Origin of the sequence: Spartinivicinus ruber, from assembly GCF_011009015.1 — a bacterium.
Taxonomy (GTDB): Bacteria; Pseudomonadota; Gammaproteobacteria; order Pseudomonadales; family Zooshikellaceae; genus Spartinivicinus; species Spartinivicinus ruber.
This window is the reverse complement of the sequence record NZ_CP048878.1, coordinates 5,027,711-5,045,959: the sequence shown is the minus strand read 5'-3', so window position 1 is coordinate 5,045,959 and position 18,249 is coordinate 5,027,711. Positions and strand designations below refer to the sequence as shown.

Annotated in this window: 17 protein-coding genes; 16 read left to right on the top strand and 1 reads right to left on the bottom strand. The window is 41.5% G+C overall.

What is annotated here, in order from left to right:
• Positions 1 to 184: 184 nt before the first annotated feature.
• The 11 genes from G4Y78_RS22910 to hisC all read left to right on the top strand — a co-directional run bounded on the left by G4Y78_RS22910 (position 185) and on the right by hisC (position 10,393).
• The gene (locus G4Y78_RS22910) at positions 185 to 1,855 is read left to right on the top strand and encodes a M20/M25/M40 family metallo-hydrolase (protein ID WP_163835210.1); all 1,671 of its coding nucleotides are present in this window, start codon (positions 185 to 187) and stop codon (positions 1,853 to 1,855) included.
• A gap of 436 nt (positions 1,856 to 2,291) precedes the next feature.
• Positions 2,292 to 3,104, top strand: coding sequence for an ATP-binding cassette domain-containing protein (locus G4Y78_RS22905; RefSeq protein WP_163835209.1), 813 nt, complete (start codon positions 2,292 to 2,294; stop codon positions 3,102 to 3,104).
• The gene (mlaE, locus tag G4Y78_RS22900) at positions 3,104 to 3,898 is read left to right on the top strand and encodes a lipid asymmetry maintenance ABC transporter permease subunit MlaE (protein WP_163835208.1); all 795 of its coding nucleotides are present in this window, start codon (positions 3,104 to 3,106) and stop codon (positions 3,896 to 3,898) included. The genes G4Y78_RS22905 and mlaE overlap by 1 nt, the downstream gene beginning before the upstream one ends.
• Position 3,899: 1 nt before the next feature.
• A complete protein-coding gene (mlaD, locus tag G4Y78_RS22895; protein ID WP_163835207.1) occupies positions 3,900 to 4,370 on the top strand; it encodes an outer membrane lipid asymmetry maintenance protein MlaD in 471 nt (156 codons plus the stop codon).
• Positions 4,371 to 4,388: 18 nt separating this feature from the next.
• A complete protein-coding gene (locus G4Y78_RS22890; protein ID WP_163835206.1) occupies positions 4,389 to 5,051 on the top strand; it encodes an MlaC/ttg2D family ABC transporter substrate-binding protein in 663 nt (220 codons plus the stop codon).
• On the top strand, positions 5,051 to 5,365 hold the full coding sequence (locus G4Y78_RS22885) for an STAS domain-containing protein (protein WP_163835205.1): 315 nt from the start codon (positions 5,051 to 5,053) through the stop codon (positions 5,363 to 5,365). The genes G4Y78_RS22890 and G4Y78_RS22885 overlap by 1 nt, the downstream gene beginning before the upstream one ends.
• Positions 5,366 to 5,711: 346 nt before the next feature.
• Positions 5,712 to 5,939 carry a BolA family protein gene (locus G4Y78_RS22880; RefSeq protein WP_456242947.1) on the top strand — a complete coding sequence of 76 codons (228 nt, stop codon included), beginning with the start codon at positions 5,712 to 5,714 and terminating at the stop codon, positions 5,937 to 5,939.
• A 51-nt stretch (positions 5,940 to 5,990) separates the two neighbouring features.
• Positions 5,991 to 7,253, top strand: a complete 1,263-nt coding sequence (murA, locus tag G4Y78_RS22875; RefSeq protein ID WP_163835203.1) for a UDP-N-acetylglucosamine 1-carboxyvinyltransferase — start codon at positions 5,991 to 5,993, stop codon at positions 7,251 to 7,253.
• Positions 7,254 to 7,275: 22 nt separating this feature from the next.
• Positions 7,276 to 7,917: an ATP phosphoribosyltransferase gene (gene hisG / locus G4Y78_RS22870; protein WP_163835202.1), complete on the top strand. Its 642-nt coding sequence runs from the start codon at positions 7,276 to 7,278 to the stop codon at positions 7,915 to 7,917.
• Positions 7,918 to 7,964: 47 nt separating this feature from the next.
• Entirely contained in the window at positions 7,965 to 9,290 is a 1,326-nt protein-coding gene (gene hisD / locus G4Y78_RS22865; protein WP_163835201.1) for a histidinol dehydrogenase, read from the top strand.
• Positions 9,290 to 10,393 (top strand): histidinol-phosphate transaminase, encoded by a 1,104-nt coding sequence (gene hisC / locus G4Y78_RS22860; protein ID WP_163835200.1) that lies wholly within the window; start codon positions 9,290 to 9,292, stop codon positions 10,391 to 10,393. Before hisD ends, hisC begins: the two co-directional genes overlap by 1 nt.
• Positions 10,394 to 10,456: 63 nt before the next feature.
• Here hisC and G4Y78_RS22855 read toward each other — a convergent pair whose 3' ends face one another.
• Positions 10,457 to 11,671, bottom strand: coding sequence for a S1C family serine protease (locus G4Y78_RS22855; RefSeq protein ID WP_163835199.1), 1,215 nt, complete (start codon positions 11,669 to 11,671; stop codon positions 10,457 to 10,459).
• Between the two features lie 146 nt (positions 11,672 to 11,817).
• Between G4Y78_RS22855 and G4Y78_RS22850 the strand changes: the two genes are divergently transcribed.
• From G4Y78_RS22850 to G4Y78_RS22830, 5 genes are all read left to right on the top strand, one after another.
• Positions 11,818 to 12,579 (top strand): Nif3-like dinuclear metal center hexameric protein, encoded by a 762-nt coding sequence (locus G4Y78_RS22850; protein WP_163835198.1) that lies wholly within the window; start codon positions 11,818 to 11,820, stop codon positions 12,577 to 12,579.
• A gap of 207 nt (positions 12,580 to 12,786) precedes the next feature.
• Positions 12,787 to 13,695: a sulfate adenylyltransferase subunit CysD gene (gene cysD, locus G4Y78_RS22845; protein WP_163835197.1), complete on the top strand. Its 909-nt coding sequence runs from the start codon at positions 12,787 to 12,789 to the stop codon at positions 13,693 to 13,695.
• A 37-nt stretch (positions 13,696 to 13,732) separates the two neighbouring features.
• Positions 13,733 to 15,373: a sulfate adenylyltransferase subunit CysN gene (cysN, locus tag G4Y78_RS22840; protein WP_163835196.1), complete on the top strand. Its 1,641-nt coding sequence runs from the start codon at positions 13,733 to 13,735 to the stop codon at positions 15,371 to 15,373.
• Positions 15,374 to 15,959: 586 nt separating this feature from the next.
• Positions 15,960 to 16,979 (top strand): amino acid ABC transporter substrate-binding protein, encoded by a 1,020-nt coding sequence (locus G4Y78_RS22835; protein ID WP_163835195.1) that lies wholly within the window; start codon positions 15,960 to 15,962, stop codon positions 16,977 to 16,979.
• Positions 16,980 to 17,061: 82 nt separating this feature from the next.
• Entirely contained in the window at positions 17,062 to 18,249 is a 1,188-nt protein-coding gene (locus G4Y78_RS22830) for an amino acid ABC transporter permease (protein WP_163835194.1), read from the top strand.

Below are 18,249 nucleotides of genomic sequence, written 5' to 3'. Positions count from 1 at the left end.
AAAATGGTAACTGTTTAATTGATGAATATTAATTAAATTATTTTTGTTTTATTTGGCAGTTTCTAGCTTGGTTTTTGATTAATTAACAGTTGCTTGAAAAGTGAGCAAGTGTTTTTAGGGGTGAATGCTAAAAAACTAATGCTCATTTTGACTTTCTGCATGCAGTGAAAATACGAGGTTACCCATGCTGATAAAAAATATTAGCGCTATTGCTTTAGTGGGCGCATTAAGTAGTTTAGGGTTTGCTGGTGAGCAGCCTCCTGCCTGGATTACAGTGGATGATGAGGCTTATCAACTGGTAAAGGATGGAATGCCAAGCTTGTTTTCTGGTTATGAAACAGAGCAAGGTTTAATTGATCGACTGGAAAATATTAGTCAGGGTAAAGTGCATATAGTTGCTATTAATCCTAAAAAAATACCTGCATTAAGCTTGTTTTTGCATATCAAGCAAAAACGCTGTGGTGGCTTTATCCAACATGAAACTGCTGAAACAGCGATATCTGGTGTGGCTAATGCATTTAATCCGCCAAGCACAATGGCTGAGATCAATTACCAAATTAGTGAAGATGAATTGGTAAGAAAACTGATTGCACAAACCAAAGAAAGTAGTATTCGTGAAACTATACAGCATTTGTCCAATTATCATGATCGTTACTATAAAAGTAAAACAGGCGTAGAGTCAGCTAACTGGATTAAAGATTTTTGGCAAAAATTAGCAGGTGATAAAGATGGTATTTCGATAGAAACATTTAAACATAATAGTTGGCAGCAGCCTTCAGTGGTTATGACTTGGCAAGGTACTGAAACGCCGGATGAAATCGTTGTGCTTGGTGGACACTTGGACTCAATTAATGGCCGAGGTAATACTCAACTTAAAGCGCCGGGTGCAGATGATAATGCTTCAGGTATTGCGACCATTTCTGAAGTTATTCGGGTATTGGTAGAAAGTGATTTTAAACCGAAAAAGACCATTAAGTTTATGGGGTATGCGGCTGAAGAAGTAGGGCTGAGAGGTTCTTCAGAAATTGCTCGCCAACATAAAAATAGCGGAGCTAAAGTTGTGGGTGTGCTACAACTTGACATGACCAACTACAATGGCTCCCAAGATGATTTCAATTTGGTTTCAGACTATACGAGTGATAAACAAAATAAGTTTATTGCAGAACTAGCGAAAAAGTACTTGCCGCAATTAAAGGTTGGCTATACTCGCTGTGGTTATGGCTGCTCAGATCATGCGTCTTGGCATAACAATGGCTTCCCTGCCTCGATGCCTTTTGAAGCTAAGTTTAACCAAAGCAATAGAAGTATTCATACCGAGCGGGATACCTTAGGACAAATGGGCAGCAATGCTAACCATGCACTGAAGTTTTCAAAGTTAGCTACTGCTTTTGTAGTGGAAATGGCTAAGCAAGCCGCTGGTGATAACCCCCAGCCACCTAAGCCAAATCCGAACCCAGATGATGGAAAATATCAGCAGCTGTCCACAGGAAAAGACTCTTGTCTAGGTATTCTGTCTGATGGTACCGCAATAGGCTCTCGCGCAAATACTACTGAATGTAACAGCACTCCTAGTCAACTTTGGACGATTGACAGTAAGGGGTTGATTCACCCTAAACATGCGCCTGAAAAATGCCTGATAATGAGGAACTGGAAAAAAGGGGTTAATACCGCTGAGTTAGGTGAATGTAAAGCAGAGCAGCTGAACCAGCGATGGCAGTTGGAAAATGGTCGTATCAACAATGTGGCCTATCCAAACTTTTACCTGACACATTTTGGCCGCTATTATGGTGATTGGACTGGGGTTTGGACAAAATACGAAAGTGACTATCAAAAGTGGAACTGGAAAAGTAAATAAACAGTTGTATTAAACGTAGTATGTTGAGTTGTCTACAAACTAACGAAAGTGGAGAAACGTTTAATCAAATAAAGGTTGGTTGATATTTGTTCTATTTCGTAGTTTGCTTCTTAATTAGGCTGACTGTTAGCCTGGCATTTCTGCAGTTTGCTCAGGTGTCTAGGTTAAGGTCAGCTTATTTTGTAGTATTTCTTTTTCGCGTATAAAAATAAAAAATCTGTTTGCTATTTAATAAATAGGAAAGATACCTATTCGGCCCTGTTGTTGATCGTGCTATTCTCCGCGGCTGCTGTATAACGGTTGATCAGGTTATGATAAGCCTTAGTTCAACTTTTACTAAATTTGCTAAAGAAGTGTTACCATACCTCGCAAGACGCATACTTAATAAACGGCTGATGTTGATAAAATTGTTGTTGATGGATAGGGTGATAGCCTGATGACAGCTCATGATAATAACTTTGTGGAAATCAAAGGGCTTAGCTATCGCCGCGGAGATAGGGTTATTTTCGATGATATCGATATTAGTATACCCCGCGGTAAAGTAACAGGCATTATGGGGCCTAGCGGCACTGGAAAAACCACCTTACTTAGGTTAATTGGTGCTCAGTTGAAACCAGAGTCAGGTGATATTTTTGTTGATGGGCAAAACGTACCTAAGTTGTCGCGTAATGAGTTATTTAAACTACGCAGTAAAATAGGCATGCTGTTTCAAAGTGGTGCCTTATTCACGGATATGAGTGTGTATGAAAACGTCGCCTTTCCACTGAGAGTTCACACAGAACTACCGGAATCGATGGTGCATGACATTGTTTTAATGAAGCTTCAGGCAGTGGGCTTACGTGGTGCGAGAGATTTAATGCCCAGTGAGTTATCTGGGGGGATGGCGCGTCGTGTCGCGTTGGCAAGGGCCATTGCGTTAGATCCAGTAATGATTATGTATGATGAGCCATTTGTTGGTCAGGATCCTATTGCAATGGGGGTATTGGTCCAATTAGTTCGTCTATTAAATGATGCTTTGAATTTAACCAGTATCGTTGTGTCCCATGATATCCATGAAACCGCAAGTATTGCAGATTTCTTGTATTTAATTAGTGATGCCAAAGTAATTGGCTATGGCACGCCAGAAGAACTACTGAATTCAGATGATCCAAGAATCACCCAGTTTATGCAGGGCTTACCTGATGGCCCAGTACCCTTCCACTACCCAGCTCAAAAATATGTTGATGATTTAATGGGAGGGGGTGTTTAGTGATTCATGATTTTTGGGCATTTTTACGCAGACTGGGGCAAGCTGGACTGCTTAAAGTAGAAGCGATTGGTCGCTCAGGCATTTATTTGATGCTGGCAATTTTCGGTCGCTCAGGATTTGGCTCTCGGTTTCAGCTATTGCTCCAGCAGCTTTACTCTGTTGGTGTTCTATCGCTCATTATTATTGCCGTGTCAGGTCTGTTTATAGGCATGGTGCTTGGTTTACAAGGCTATAACATATTAGTGCGTTATGGTTCTCAAGAAGCGGTTGGGCAGATGGTTGCCTTGACTTTGGTTCGTGAGCTTGGGCCAGTTGTTACAGCACTACTATTCGCAGGTCGGGCAGGCTCTGCTTTGACAGCTGAAATTGGCTTGATGAAGGCTACCGAGCAACTGTCTAGTATGGAAATGATAGGGGTTGATCCTTTAAAGCGAATTGTTGCTCCTCGGTTTTGGGCTGGGTTTATTTCCATGCCATTGTTAGTGGCCATCTTTAACATGGTGGGTGTTGTTGGTGGTGCTATGGTGGGTGTTGACTGGCTTTCTATTGATGAAGGATCTTTCTGGGGCAACATGCAACAAACAGTGAATTTTGGTGATGATGTAGTTAATGGCATTATCAAAAGCTTAGTGTTTGGTTTTGTTGTTACCTGGATCGCGGTTTTTCAGGGCTATGATACCCTCCCTACCTCAGAAGGCATTAGTCGTGCTACGACTAAGACCGTGGTTTATTCATCCCTAGCAATCCTGGGACTCGACTTTATCTTAACTGCAGTTATGTTTGGAGATTTATAAGATGCGCATGAGAACGGTGGAGATCAGCGTCGGTGCGTTCATGCTGGCAGGGATTTTTGCCCTGGTAATGCTAGCACTTAAAGTGAGCGGCTTGTCTATTGAAAATAATCAGCAAACCTACCGGGTTCATGCCTTTTTCGATAATGTTGGAGGGCTTAGCCTTCGAGCTAAAGTGTCGATGAGTGGTGTGACCATTGGGCGGGTAGTTGATATCAAGCTTGATAAAGAACTGTATCGAGCAAAAGTGGTAATGGATATTCATAGTGATGTTAAAAATATTCCCTTAGATAGTACCGCTAGTATATTAACCTCTGGCCTGTTGGGAGAGCAGTATATAGGCATTAGTGTGGGAGGGGAGGAAGAGTTTCTCGATGATGGTGATGAACTTGAAGATACTCAGTCTGCGCTGATTTTGGAAGATTTAATAGGAAAGTTCCTACTAAATACAGTCAAACAAACTGATAGTGAATAACTGGTTTAAGGAAGCTTTATGAAAGTGATGACTCAATGGTTATCAAAGTTAGTGGTAGTTTTTGGCTGGCTTTTAGCTGTATCAACAGTTGTTTCCGCTCATGCAGCTGAAAGCCCAGATGCAACAGTGAAAACAACAACTGATAAGATGCTGACAGTGATCAAAGAAGGTAAGCAAACCTATAAACAGGCACCAGATCAATTTTACTCACAGCTGCTGACGGTTTTAGAGCCCGTTGTTGCCTTTGATGTTATTGCTCGTGGAGTAATGAGTATTAAATATTCAAAGCAGGCGTCTGATCTACAAATTGAGCAGTTCACTAAAGCCTTTAAAGTGAGCATGGTTGAGTTTTATGGTAAAGCACTGTTGAAATACGATAATGAAAAAATAGAAGTACATCCAGTTAATAAAGCTGCCTTGAAAAAAAGAAAAGTGCCTGTAGATATGACTATCTATGCGTCAGGTGGGACAACTTATCCACTCACTTACACCATGTTCAAAGATAAAAAGTCGAACCAATGGAAAATGCGTAATGTGATTGTCAACGGAATTAATATTGGCAAACTATTTAGAACCCAGTTTTCTGAAGCAATGCAGCAGAACAAAGGTGACTTGCAACAAGTGATTAATAATTGGACTGATATTATGAAGACTGCAAATGAAAAGAAGGGTAAGTCTTAGTGGCCGACTGTGAAGTATTATCTATTGCGCCTGGGCAGCTAAAATTGGTTGGTAGTATAACTTTTGAAACTGCTACAGACATTGAGCTGCAAGGGCGAGAGTTATTAATAAAACAGGTTGGTAGTTGCACTGTAGACTTGGCAGAGCTGGAAGATGGCGGGAGTGCAGCTTTGTCAGTATTACTCTCCTGGATGCGTCAAGCTCATCATTTATCAATCAGCTTGTCTATGATCAATATGCCTATTGATCTCTATGATTTAGCAAGAGTAGGTGGTTTAGATTCTGTGTTGCCTATTCAAATTCAAGCGCCTTAGCTATAGCTTGCTGGGGAAGGAGCCTCAGTAGCAATCTAGGTGTTATGAAAAAAACTCTCCAAAAGTAACTCCTCCAAAATTAGTCTTTCCAAATTAACTTCTTCTTTGTAGTTGAATGAGCTTTTTCGAAAAGAGTTGATTGTATCTAGAAAAGATTTCCAAAAAGGTGTGTCAGTTTTCGCCTTTTTGCTTGTTTTTATATATCATTACCGCCCTTTCTTGAAGCTGTAACTTCATATTAGATCATTATTTATACATACTGATATTTAGTATATTAGAAAACACCCAAGTACAATCATATACCAAGGGTGACCGCGAAGGGGAGAAACAAGTGCAGGCATTAGAAGTGAAGCAGCTAGTAGAATCAGCTTTACCCAATACTGAAGTGGTAGTTGAAGGTGAGGGCTGTAACTTCCAATTAACATTAGTTAGCGATGAACTGATGGCTCTTGCTCCTGTAAAGCGTCAACAGCAGGTTTATGCTCTTTTGAATGAGGCAATTACCTCTGGTGCAATTCATGCGGTGACTATGAAGTTTTTTAGTGTGGCTGACTGGCAGGCTCAATCCCAATAAGCCGGTAGCCTGACTATTTATCGACGTGACAAATTAACAGCAGGAGCTTGCATGGATAAACTGATTATTTCTGGTGGAGTAAAACTTGATGGTGAAATTAGAATTTCAGGGGCTAAGAACGCTGCTTTACCCATCCTAGCTGCAACGCTTCTGGCTGATGAGCCTGTAACTGTTTGTAACTTACCCCACCTAAATGATATTACCACAATGATTGAGCTGTTTGGCCGAATGGGGGTTGAACTGGTTATTGATGAAAAGCTCAATGTGGAAGTCCATGCTAATACGATAAAAAGCCTTCATGCTCCGTACGAGCTGGTGAAAACCATGCGAGCCTCGATTTTGGTTTTAGGACCAATGGTGGCTCATTTTGGCCAGGCTGAAGTTGCTTTACCAGGTGGTTGTGCAATTGGTAGCCGACCAGTTGACTTACACATCCGTGGCTTAGAGGCAATGGGAGCTGAGATTAAGGTCGAAGATGGTTACATCAAAGCAAAAGTAGATGGCCGCTTAAAAGGAGCCAAAATCTTCCTTGATACTGTGACTGTAACGGGTACTGAAAATCTGTTGATGGCAGCCTGTCTAGCAGACGGGGAAACCATTATTGAGAATGCGGCTAGAGAGCCTGAAGTAGTTGATCTTGCCCACTGTTTGATAAAAATGGGTGCCAAAATTACTGGTCATGGTACTGATACAATTCGGGTTCAAGGGGTGGAGAAACTGTCTGGTTGTCACTACTCCGTATTACCTGACCGTATTGAAACGGGTACCTATTTAATTGCTGCAGCGGCAACTGGTGGGCGAATTAAAGTTAAAGATACTGCACCTGATACCCTTGATGCTGTGCTCGTAAAGCTGAAAGAGGCGGGTGCTCATATGGGCGTGGGTGAAGACTGGATTGAACTTGATATGAAAGGTCGACGCCCTCAAGCTGTTAGTTTAAAAACAGCACCATACCCCGCGTTCCCAACCGATATGCAAGCACAGTTTACAGCGATGAATGCAGTAGCAGAAGGTACCGGGCGTATTACGGAAACCATTTTTGAGAATCGCTTTATGCATGCCCTGGAAATGATTCGAATGGGGGCTGATATGGTTGTTGAGGGTAATACTGTTATTGTCACTGGCGTCTCTCACTTAAAAGCGGCTCCAGTAATGGCGACTGATTTACGGGCTTCAGCCAGCTTAGTGATTGCAGGGCTGGTTGCTGATGGTGACACAGTAGTAGATCGTATCTACCATATTGACCGTGGTTATGAATGTATAGAAGAAAAGCTGCAATTATTAGGCGCTAAAATCCGGCGAACTCCTTCCTAACGTAGTTGAAATAATACTAGGCATGAAACAGTCAATAATGATCGCCCTGTCTAAAGGGCGAATTTTAAAGGATACCCTTCCTTTACTTAAACAGGCCGGCATAGAGCCCACTGAAGATCTCAATAGCCGCAAACTGATTTTTCCTACCAATCATTCTCATATTAATTTGCTTATTGTTCGTGCCACTGATGTCCCTACTTATGTGGAGTATGGTGCGGCTGACATGGGAGTGTCCGGGAAAGATGTGTTGCTTGAGCATAGTAGCCAAGCTTTGTATGAGCCTCTCGATTTAAATATCGCTAAGTGTAAATTAATGACTGCAGGGCCTGTGGGGCGAGAGCCAGGCCCTGGTCGGCTGAAAGTGGCAACCAAGTTCGTCAATATTGCTAAGCGTTATTATGCCGAACAGGGCAAACAGGTTGATATCATTAAGCTGTATGGCTCAATGGAATTGGCACCCTTAGTTGGGTTGGCTGACAAGATAATTGATGTGGTTGATACGGGTAATACACTTAAGGCTAATGGCTTGGAGCCACAGGAGTTAATTGCTCATATCAGCTCTCGACTAATAGTTAATAAAGCGGCGATGAAAGTGAAGCACCATGCGTTAAAGGAAATAATAGATGGGCTAAAACAAGCTGTATTAAACGCTAGTAATAACTAATAAACTAGTGATAACAAGAAAGTGCCATTTAATAAGAGGTTCCAAACGTGTCTGGTGTGTCTATTACCCGGCTTAACTCAGCAGCCGAGTCGTTTAACCAGCAGTTAGACGAGTTACTTAAGTGGGAAGCAGTATCTGATCTCAATGTTAATCAAACTGTAATAGAAATTATTGATCAGGTCAGACAGCATGGAGATGAAGCATTAGTAACCTATACCAATCAATTTGATCGCCTTTCCGTCACTTCTGCATCTGAGTTAGTCGTTTCAGCAGAAGCACTTCAAACTGCATTAGAGCAAATATCCCCTGAGCAAAAACAAGCACTAACAGATGCTGCTGACCGAATTCGTCAATATCATGAAGAGCAAAAGAGCTGCTCATGGCAGTACGCTGAGCTGGATGGCACCATTCTGGGTCAACAAGTGATGCCGTTAGACCGAGTGGGGGTCTATGTGCCTGGTGGTAAGGCGGCTTATCCTTCATCAGTACTGATGAATGTGATTCCTGCAAAGGTTGCTGGGGTAAAAGAAGTCATCATGGTGGTGCCTACCCCTGATAATCAGATTAATTCACTGGTGTTAGCTGCTGCAGCGATTGCAGGGGTGGATAAAGTTTTTCGAGTTGGTGGTGCTCAGGCAGTAGCGGCTTTAGCTTATGGTACAGCTACCATCCCCAAAGTGGATAAAATCGTTGGTCCAGGCAATATTTATGTTGCCACTGCCAAACGGATGGTGTTTGGCCAGGTGGGTATCGATATGATTGCTGGTCCATCAGAGATTTTGGTGATTTGTGATGGCAAGACTAATCCGGATTGGATTGCGATGGATTTGTTTTCTCAGGCTGAGCACGATGAAGATGCTCAAGCTATTTTAATTTCCCCTGATAGTGACTATTTGGAAGCGGTTGAGAGTAGTATTAATAAGTTGCTTCCAGAAATGGAGCGAGCAGAGATTATTTGCCAGTCACTCACTCGGCGAGGGGCGTTTATTCAGGTGACTGATCTGGATGAAGCTATTGAGATTACTAACCGTATTGCCCCTGAACACTTAGAGTTGTCTATCGAGAACCCTGAACAGTATTTGCCTGTGATTCGACATGCTGGTGCTATTTTTATGGGAAGACATACCCCAGAAGCATTGGGAGATTATTGTGCGGGCCCAAATCATGTGTTACCAACTTCTGGAACCGCTCGCTTCTCATCGCCACTGGGGGTGTATGACTTTGAAAAGCGCTCTTCCATCATTAACTTTAGCGCCAAAGGTGCTATTAAAGCTGGTCAAATTGCATCGGTGTTAGCCAGAGGAGAGGGCTTAACAGCTCATGCCCGGTCTGCTGAATTCCGAATGGGTGGGTTACGTGAGGGAGATGCATAATGCCACAGAGAGAGCTTGACCAAGCTGTTAAAGCACGGATAGAAAAGTGGATTCGCCCTGATATTCAGTCACTAAAAGCCTATCAGGTTGCTGATGCCTCTGGGTTAATAAAGTTGGATGCGATGGAGAATCCCTACACCTGGAGCGACTCCCTTAAAAAACAATGGCTGGAGCAAATGCAAAATCAGTCATTTAACCGTTATCCCGACCCGCAGGGGAAAGTGGTTGTTGACGGATTAAAAGAAGCTTTTGGCATTGAGTCCCATCATGATGTTTTATTGGGTAATGGCTCAGATGAGTTAATTCAGATAATCATTGCAGCTTTGGCTACTGATGACTTAACCGTACTGTCTCCAGAGCCTAGCTTTGTTATGTATGAAATGATCGCTAAGTTCCTAAGGGTTAACTATGTAGGCGTGCCTTTGGGTAAAGACTTTAAGCTTGATTTGACTGCAATGCTGGATGCTATTGAAACTCATCAACCTGGTGTAGTTTTCCTGGCACAACCCAATAACCCGACTGGTAATTTGTTCGGCGAAGAAAAAGTGCGTCGAGTGATAGAAGCAGCGCCAGGCTTGGTGGTAGTTGATGAGGCTTACCTGGCATTTGCAGATAGCAATGCGCTGAAGTTACTGTCTGATTACAGTAATCTAGTAGTGATGCGTACTTTATCTAAAGTCGGACTAGCAGGTTTAAGGTTAGGCTTCTTAGTGGGGCATCCTGGCTGGATAACAGAGCTTAATAAAGTGAGGCTGCCTTACAATATTAATCAGCTGACTCAGGCTAGTGCTCAGTTTGCACTGGCCAACTATGATCAACTGGCTAAGCAAATAACCCAACTGGTGACTGACCGCGAGCAGTTGTATAAGTCGCTTCAACAGCTGGATGGCATTACCGTCTGGCCAAGTCAGGCCAACTTCATTTTATTCCAAAGTGATAAGATACCTGCGAGAGAGTTGCACCAATCTCTTGTAGAAGAAGGGATTTTAATTAAGTGCCTTGATGGTGCTCATCCATTGCTCACAGACTGTCTAAGAGTAACGATAGGAACCCCAGAAGAAAATTCAGTGTTTTTAAAAGCGCTAGCTAAGTTGCTTCAATAGTAGGAGGGGTTAAAAGAAGGGACCAGAAATTTATTAGCCCCTTCTTTTACACCTTCTGCTGTATTAGCGTTTTTTTCTCGTTTTGAAACTCGGTCGTTGTCCTATTACGGAATCAACGACTAGCTTTTGCCCATTTCTAACCGCCTCAATCACGACTTGCTCACCAGGTTGCATTAAAGCCACCTGCTGCATTACTTTGCGACCAGCTTTAGTGGACATGCCGTTAATTTCAGTAATGATATCACCTCGCTGAAGTCCTGCCTGGTGCGCTGGCCCATTACGGTATACCCCAGTAATTAGAATCCCTTCTTTATTGTCTAAACCAAATGCATCAGCTAACTCTGGCGTGAGTGATTGTGCCTCGATCCCTAGCCAGCCTCGAATCACTTTGCCGTGTTTGACGATAGATAGCATTACATCGCGAGCAATTTCTGATGGAATGGCAAAGCCAATCCCTTGTGAACCACCTGACTTTGAAAAAATAGCGGTATTGATGCCAATCAAATCTCCATAGGCATTAATTAGTGCACCACCTGAATTACCGGGGTTAATGGCAGCATCAGTTTGAATAAAATCTTCATAGGTGCTGAGGCGTAGCTTATTTCTGCCAGTAGCGCTGATGATACCCATAGTCACCGTTTGCCCTACGCCGAAAGGATTGCCGATAGCGAGTACTACATCGCCAATGTCTGCTTCTCTGGATTGGGCTAGGGTAATGGCTGGTAAATTTTTCATATCAATTTTTAACACTGCCAGGTCCGTATCTGGATCGGTGCCTATTACCCGAGCACGGGTGTCTCTACCATCTTGTAGCGCCACAATGATTTCATCAGCACCCTGAATAACATGGTTATTGGTTACCACATAACCTTCTGGGCTCATGATTACCCCTGAACCTAAGCTTGACTGCATACGTTGCTGATTAGGCATTTGGTCATAGCCAAAAAAGTCACGAAAAAAAGGGTCATCAAAAATGGGGTGGCGATGCTCACGAATAATTTTGGTGGTATAAATATTGACTACGGCAGGTGCCGCCTTTTTAACGGCAACATTGTATGATACAGGCCCTGCAAGCGAAGGTGATTTATCTGTAGTATAGCTTGATTCATCATTGGTATAACTGGCTGGAGTAACCCCATCGCTATAGCTAACCTGAGTCAAGTGGGGAGTAGGTGTCGATGATTTGTTTGTTAACTCAGGAAACTGCTGGAGTATAAGTATTGCAACTAATACCCCAGAAATAGCAGGCCAGGTAAGAAACTTAGTAAGTTTATTCATGCGTAACCCTGTTTGCGGATACACTTTAGGCAAAGCTGAGTAGTGCAGTCCTCAAGTTGTCTCAATTAAATGCTTGCTATTATACGGATTATTCGCCTAGTGTGTCATCTCACATGTAATCTTTTTTTGGAGGTAATTTTTTAACAATGGCTATTTCTCGCCAATCCTTGCTTGATTTGTTAGATCAAACTTTGGAACCCCATTTTTTTAAAGACTACTGCCCCAATGGCCTTCAAGTTGAAGGAAAGACCGAAATTAATACGGTTGTTACTGGCGTAACAGCATCGCTTGCACTTATTCAAGCAGCCATAGAGAAGAATGCTGATGCGATTATTGTCCATCATGGCTACTTCTGGAAAGGTGAGTTGGCAACTATTACAGGCATGAAAAAGCGCAGGCTTGAGCTGTTATTAAGACATGAGATTAGTTTATTGGCATATCACTTACCATTAGATGCACACCCAGAGCTGGGTAATAATATTCAACTGGCTAGGCGACTTAATTTTAAGCCAGAAACAGGCCTAGAGCAGAATAACCCAAGAAGCATCGGTTTAGTGGGCAGTTTAACTGAGCCACAGTCATTGCCTGAATTAGGAGAACATCTTCAGCTAACACTTGGCCGTGAGCCTTTATTGATATCTGGGGGAGACCACCCAATCAAACGGATTGCTTGGTGTACTGGCGCTGCTCAAGGCTTTATTGATCAGGCAATTGCCCATAAGGTTGATGCTTACCTAACTGGAGAAGTTTCTGAGCCTACTGTTCACACTGCTAGAGAGATGGGAATTCATTTTATAGCGGCAGGTCATCATGCTACTGAGCGCTATGGAGTAAAAGCGTTAGGGGAGTATATTCAACAGCAGCTTGGTATTAATCATATCTTTGTTGATATCGACAATCCAGTTTAGCCAGAATGCTGAGAGCGGCTGGTATCATAAGAAATACCTGGGCTAGCGCAGCTAGATATATCTATATTATTTATTTGTATAGATAGCCATCTTCTTATAATCAGTTTTAATTTGTTATATTAGTCTGCAGCGTAAAGTATCTATTAAATGGGTACTTTACTCCACTTCAACCATCAAGCTCCATAAGATAAGTGTTGTGAGTACCCCATGGCGGCAAAAAAGCAGACTCATTTAAGCCAACTCGAGGCTGAGAGTATTCATATTATAAGGGAAGTGGCGGCTGAGTTTGATAACCCAGTGATGCTTTACTCTATCGGCAAAGACTCAGCTGTGATGCTGCATTTGGCGATGAAAGCATTTTATCCAGGGAAGCCACCATTTCCTTTGTTGCATGTTGACACGACCTGGAAGTTCAAGGAAATGATTCAGTTTCGGGATCAGCGGGTGAAAGAGCTGGGGCTGGAGCTGCTTGTTCATACTAATCCAGAAGGTTTAGCACAAAATATAAGTCCCTTTGTACATGGTAGTGCCAAGCATACTGATATAATGAAAACTCAAGCATTGAAGCAGGCCCTTGATAAATATGGCTTTGATGCGGCATTTGGTGGTGCTCGTCGAGATGAAGAAAAGTCTCGTGCTAAAGAGCGAGTTTATTCTTTCCGTGATCAAAACCATCGTTGGGACCCTAAAAATCAACGCCCAGAATTATGGAATATTTATAATGGGAAAATAAATAAAGGCGAAAGTATCAGGGTATTTCCCTTATCAAACTGGACTGAGCTAGACATTTGGCAGTATATCCATCTAGAAAACATCCCTATTGTTCCACTTTACTTTGCTAAATCAAGGCCTGTCGTTAATCGTGATGGTGTGGATATCATGGTTGATGATGATCGCATGCCACTGGTTGAAGGTGAAAAGCCTGTAATGAAGAACGTCAGATTCCGTACGTTAGGCTGTTATCCTCTAACTGGTGCAATTGAGTCAACAGCGACTACGTTGCCAGATATTATTCAGGAAATGCTATTAACCAAAAGCTCTGAAAGACAAGGTCGGGTTATTGATCACGATAGCGCCGGCTCAATGGAAAAGAAAAAGCAGGAAGGCTATTTCTAAAGCCACTGTTTTGTACGAATAAATTCAGGAACCTGCGATGTCACACCAATCTGATTTAATTGCTTCTGATATTCATGCTTATTTAGCTGAGCACGAACAAAAACAACTGCTGCGCTTTTTAACCTGTGGAAATGTAGATGATGGCAAAAGCACATTAATCGGTCGTTTATTGCATGACTCTAAAATGATTTATGAAGACCAGCTGGCAGCAGTGCAGGCTGACAGTAGTAAAATAGGAACGACAGGGGAAAAGCTTGATTTAGCACTCTTAGTTGATGGTTTACAAGCTGAGCGTGAACAGGGCATTACCATTGATGTTGCGTTTCGATATTTTTCAACAGCAAAACGTAAATTTATTATTGCAGATACACCAGGCCATGAGCAGTATACTCGGAATATGGCAACGGGTGCTTCAACCTGTGATTTAGCGATTATTTTGGTTGATGCTCGTTATGGTGTGAAAACACAAACTCGTCGTCATAGTTATATTGCAGCTTTATTAGGGATTAAACATTTAGTTGTTGCAATTAATAAAATGGATTTAATTGAATATTCTGAAGAAAAATTTAATGAAATAAAAAAAGATTACTTGGATTTTGCTGAGCAGATTAATGTTAGCGATATTTGTTTTGTGCCTATTTCTGCATTAGATGGTGATAATGTAGTTGAATTTAGTACAAATATGCCGTGGTATCAGGGCGAAACGTTGATGCACATTTTAGAAAATATCACTATCGACAATGATAAAAATATCACCGATTTTCGTTTTCCTGTTCAATATGTTAATCGCCCCAACCTCAATTTTAGAGGGTTTAGTGGCACAGTTTCATCAGGCACAATTAAACCTGGCGATGAAGTTGCTGTATTGCCCTCAGGTAAATCAAGTAAGATTAAAAGCATTGTTAGTTATGATGGGGAACAGGAAAAAGCGAGTGCAGGCGAAGCTGTAACTTTGACATTAACAGATGAAATCGATGTGAGTAGAGGTGACATGCTAGTAAAAGCTGGTGATAAGCCCTTTGTTAGTCGTCAGTTCATAGCTCATGTTGTTTGGATGTCTGACGCTCCATTAACAGAAGAAAAGCAATATGACATTAAACTATCCTGCAATTCCACTGCGGGTCGTGTAGAGTCCATTCAATATAAGATTGATATCAATACGCTGGAAAAATGTCCCGCCAGCCAATTGGAATTAAATGAGATTGCTGTTTGTAATTTAGTTGTTAATAAGCCAGTCGTTTTTGATTCATATGATCAAAATCGCTTGGCGGGCTCATTTATTCTCATTGATCGGTTAACCAATGTAACTGTTGGGGCTGGAATGATAATCAGTGAGGAAACGACACAACAGAAAAGTAGTGTTGTTACGCCTGCTCAGCGAAAACAACGGCTTCATCAGCAGCCACTGGTTATCATAATTAATGGTGAGCAGCAGTCATTTGTATATACTGCTCAACGTTTGGAGCGATTGTTATTCGATTTAGGAAAAACAGTGGTTGTATTACCGGATAACTGGGATCAAGAAATCTATCAAAGAGTTATTCCAACCTTATTATCTGCAGGCTTGATTGTTATATCTAAAGCGATTGATAATTTGGCAACTGAAAAGGTGCTTAAAATTGATCATAACGATATATCGCTAGAGGAATTAGAACGGCTAGTAACTTATAATGTTTAAAAACATTTGAGGGTATTAAAAACTACTTCTTAAACCTGAGATGTTGACCAATAAGTCAGTATCTTGGGTTTTTTATGATAAATAGTTTTCCAAGTTTGTTTTAAATAAGATTCTAGAATATGTTATAGGTCTAATATAGTGCAGCTGTGCCCTACATAAGTTCAAATATTAAATATAAGTAGCTGCTAAGATTCATTTTCCCTAATCTGTAAACGTGAACTATAAAAAAATTTGACTCACGCCCCATCTTTTGCTCTAAATTAGAACTCGTGCCTCAGAGTTACAATAGGACACAAACCAGTGTTAATTTAACATTGCATTATTAAGTAAAAATTGTTTAATTAGACTGACTCTTTTGGGGCATCAGCAGAAAATGCACCAAAATGATGAATATAAAATAAAGTAACTAATATAATAGTTATAACAAGCCATTTTTATAGAATGGTATAAGTCGGAGTCGGGGAAGAAACTGAAAGTACTGGTAAAAGTACCATTATAGGAGGCCGGCAAGAACGCCCAGGGGTAATGCCCCGTACCAGGGAAGGGCTTTCCCATAAATAAATAATACCAAGGATACAAAACAATTATGAAGATGATAGGTCTAGTAGCGGCTGCAACCGCAATCAGTGTGTCTTTTGCCTCTGCTTCTATTTCTGCTGATACTTTATCAACAGTAAAAAAGAACGGTTTTGTCAAATGCGGTGTTAGTACCGGTTTGCCTGGTTTTTCGAACCCAGATGATAAAGGTAAGTGGCAAGGTTTAGATGTGGATGTCTGTCGTGCAGTAGCAGCAGCAACCCTCGGTGATGAGAAAAAAGTTAAATACATTCCGCTTACTGCGAAAGAACGCTTTACTGCTCTACAATCAGGTGAAATTGATATTCTTTCTCGTAACACCACTTGGACACTGACTCGTGATGTATCCCTAGGATTAAACTTTGCTGGCGTTAATTATTATGATGGCCAAGGGTTTATGGTCAGCAAAAGCTTAGGCGTCAAGAGTGCGAAAGAACTAGATGGTGCTGCAGTTTGTATTCAGTCAGGTACTACTACCGAACTTAACTTAGCAGACTATTTCCGTCAGCATAAAATGAAGTATACACCAGTTGTATTTGATACTTCTGACCAAACTGTTAAAGGTTTTGAAGCGGGTCGTTGTGATGTGTTAACCAGTGACCAATCACAGCTCTATGCGCTAAAAATCAAGTTATCTAAACCGCAGAATGCGATGGTATTGCCAGAAATAATTTCTAAAGAGCCATTAGGTCCAGTGGTTAAACAGGCTGATGATAAATGGTTTAACATTGTTAAATGGTCATTATTTGCCATGGTTAATGCAGAAGAGCTTGGGTTGACTTCCTCTAATATTGATGCCAAGAAAAAGGCTAAAAACCCTGAAGTTAAACGCTTTGTTGAAAGTGATGGTCCTATTGCAAAACAGTTGGGCTTAAACCAAGACTGGGCTTATCAGATAGTTAAGCAAGTAGGTAATTATGGAGAGTCTTTTGATCGCAATGTTGGTAAAAACTCGCCTTTAAACATCGACCGTGGTGTGAATGCTCTATGGAGCAAAGGCGGCTTCATGTATGCCCCCCCAATGCGCTAAGCATTTCTCAAAAAGCGGCTACAATCATTTGATGTAGCCGTTTTGTCTAATTAGCTTTGCAGTAACTTGGAGAATTATAAAAATGCCGGACAACAAGCATAATCTGGCAACTGGAAACGTGAGTTTCTGGAATGATCCAGCCAAGCGATCATTACTCTTTCAAGCCATTTTATTTATAGCAGTTTTTGCTGTTGGATATATTATTTATCAAAATACTCAGCATAACCTGGAAAGCCGTGGAATAACTACAGGTTTTGAGTTTTTAGATGCAGAAGCTGGGTTTGGTATTATCCAAAGCCTTATTCCCTATGATGAAACCCATAGTTATGGTAGAACCTTTGTCGTAGGCTTGTTGAACACCATTTTAGTGTCTGCACTAGGAGTATTTTTCGCGACAATTTTGGGTTTTCTGATAGGTATTGCTCGTCTATCTCATAACTGGTTAATTTCTCGGATAGCCGCAGTCTACATCGAAATATTTCGTAATATCCCTCTCTTGTTGCAGATATTTTTCTGGTATTTTGCTGTGTTAAGGCTTTTGCCAGGACCTAGGCAAAGTCTTGAATTTTCTGGTATAGCTTTTCTCAATGTGCGTGGGATATATCTGCCTTCACCTATCTTGAGTGAAGGGTTCGGCTGGGTTCTTGCCGCACTGGTGATTGCAGTTATAGCAATTGTTTTTATAAAACGATGGGCTAAGAAAAGACAAAATACAACTGGTGAACAGTTTCCAGTTTTTTGGGCGTCGCTTGCTATATTAATTGGCTTGCCATTTATAGTATTTCTTATCAGTGGAGCCTCTTTACAGTGGGAAATACCAGAACTCAAAGGGTTTAACTTTAGAGGCGGTTTAACCATTATTCCTGAACTAAGTGCACTATTAATTGCTCTTACTATCTATACTGCGGCATTTATTGCAGAGATTGTTCGATCAGGGATTGAGTCGATTAATAAAGGGCAAACTGAGGCAGCTCATGCACTAGGAATTAATCCTGGTAAAACACTACAACTGGTCATAATTCCACAAGCGATGCGGGTTATTATTCCCCCATTGACAAGCCAATACTTAAATCTTATCAAAAACTCATCACTGGCAACAGCAATAGGCTATCCCGACTTAGTTTCGGTATTTGCTGGTACAACGTTAAACCAGACTGGTCAGGCTATCGAAGTTATATCAATGACGATGGCAGTATACTTGACATTGAGTTTACTCGTGTCTCTGTTTATGAACTGGTATAACAAACGCATGGCGTTGGTGGAGAGATAA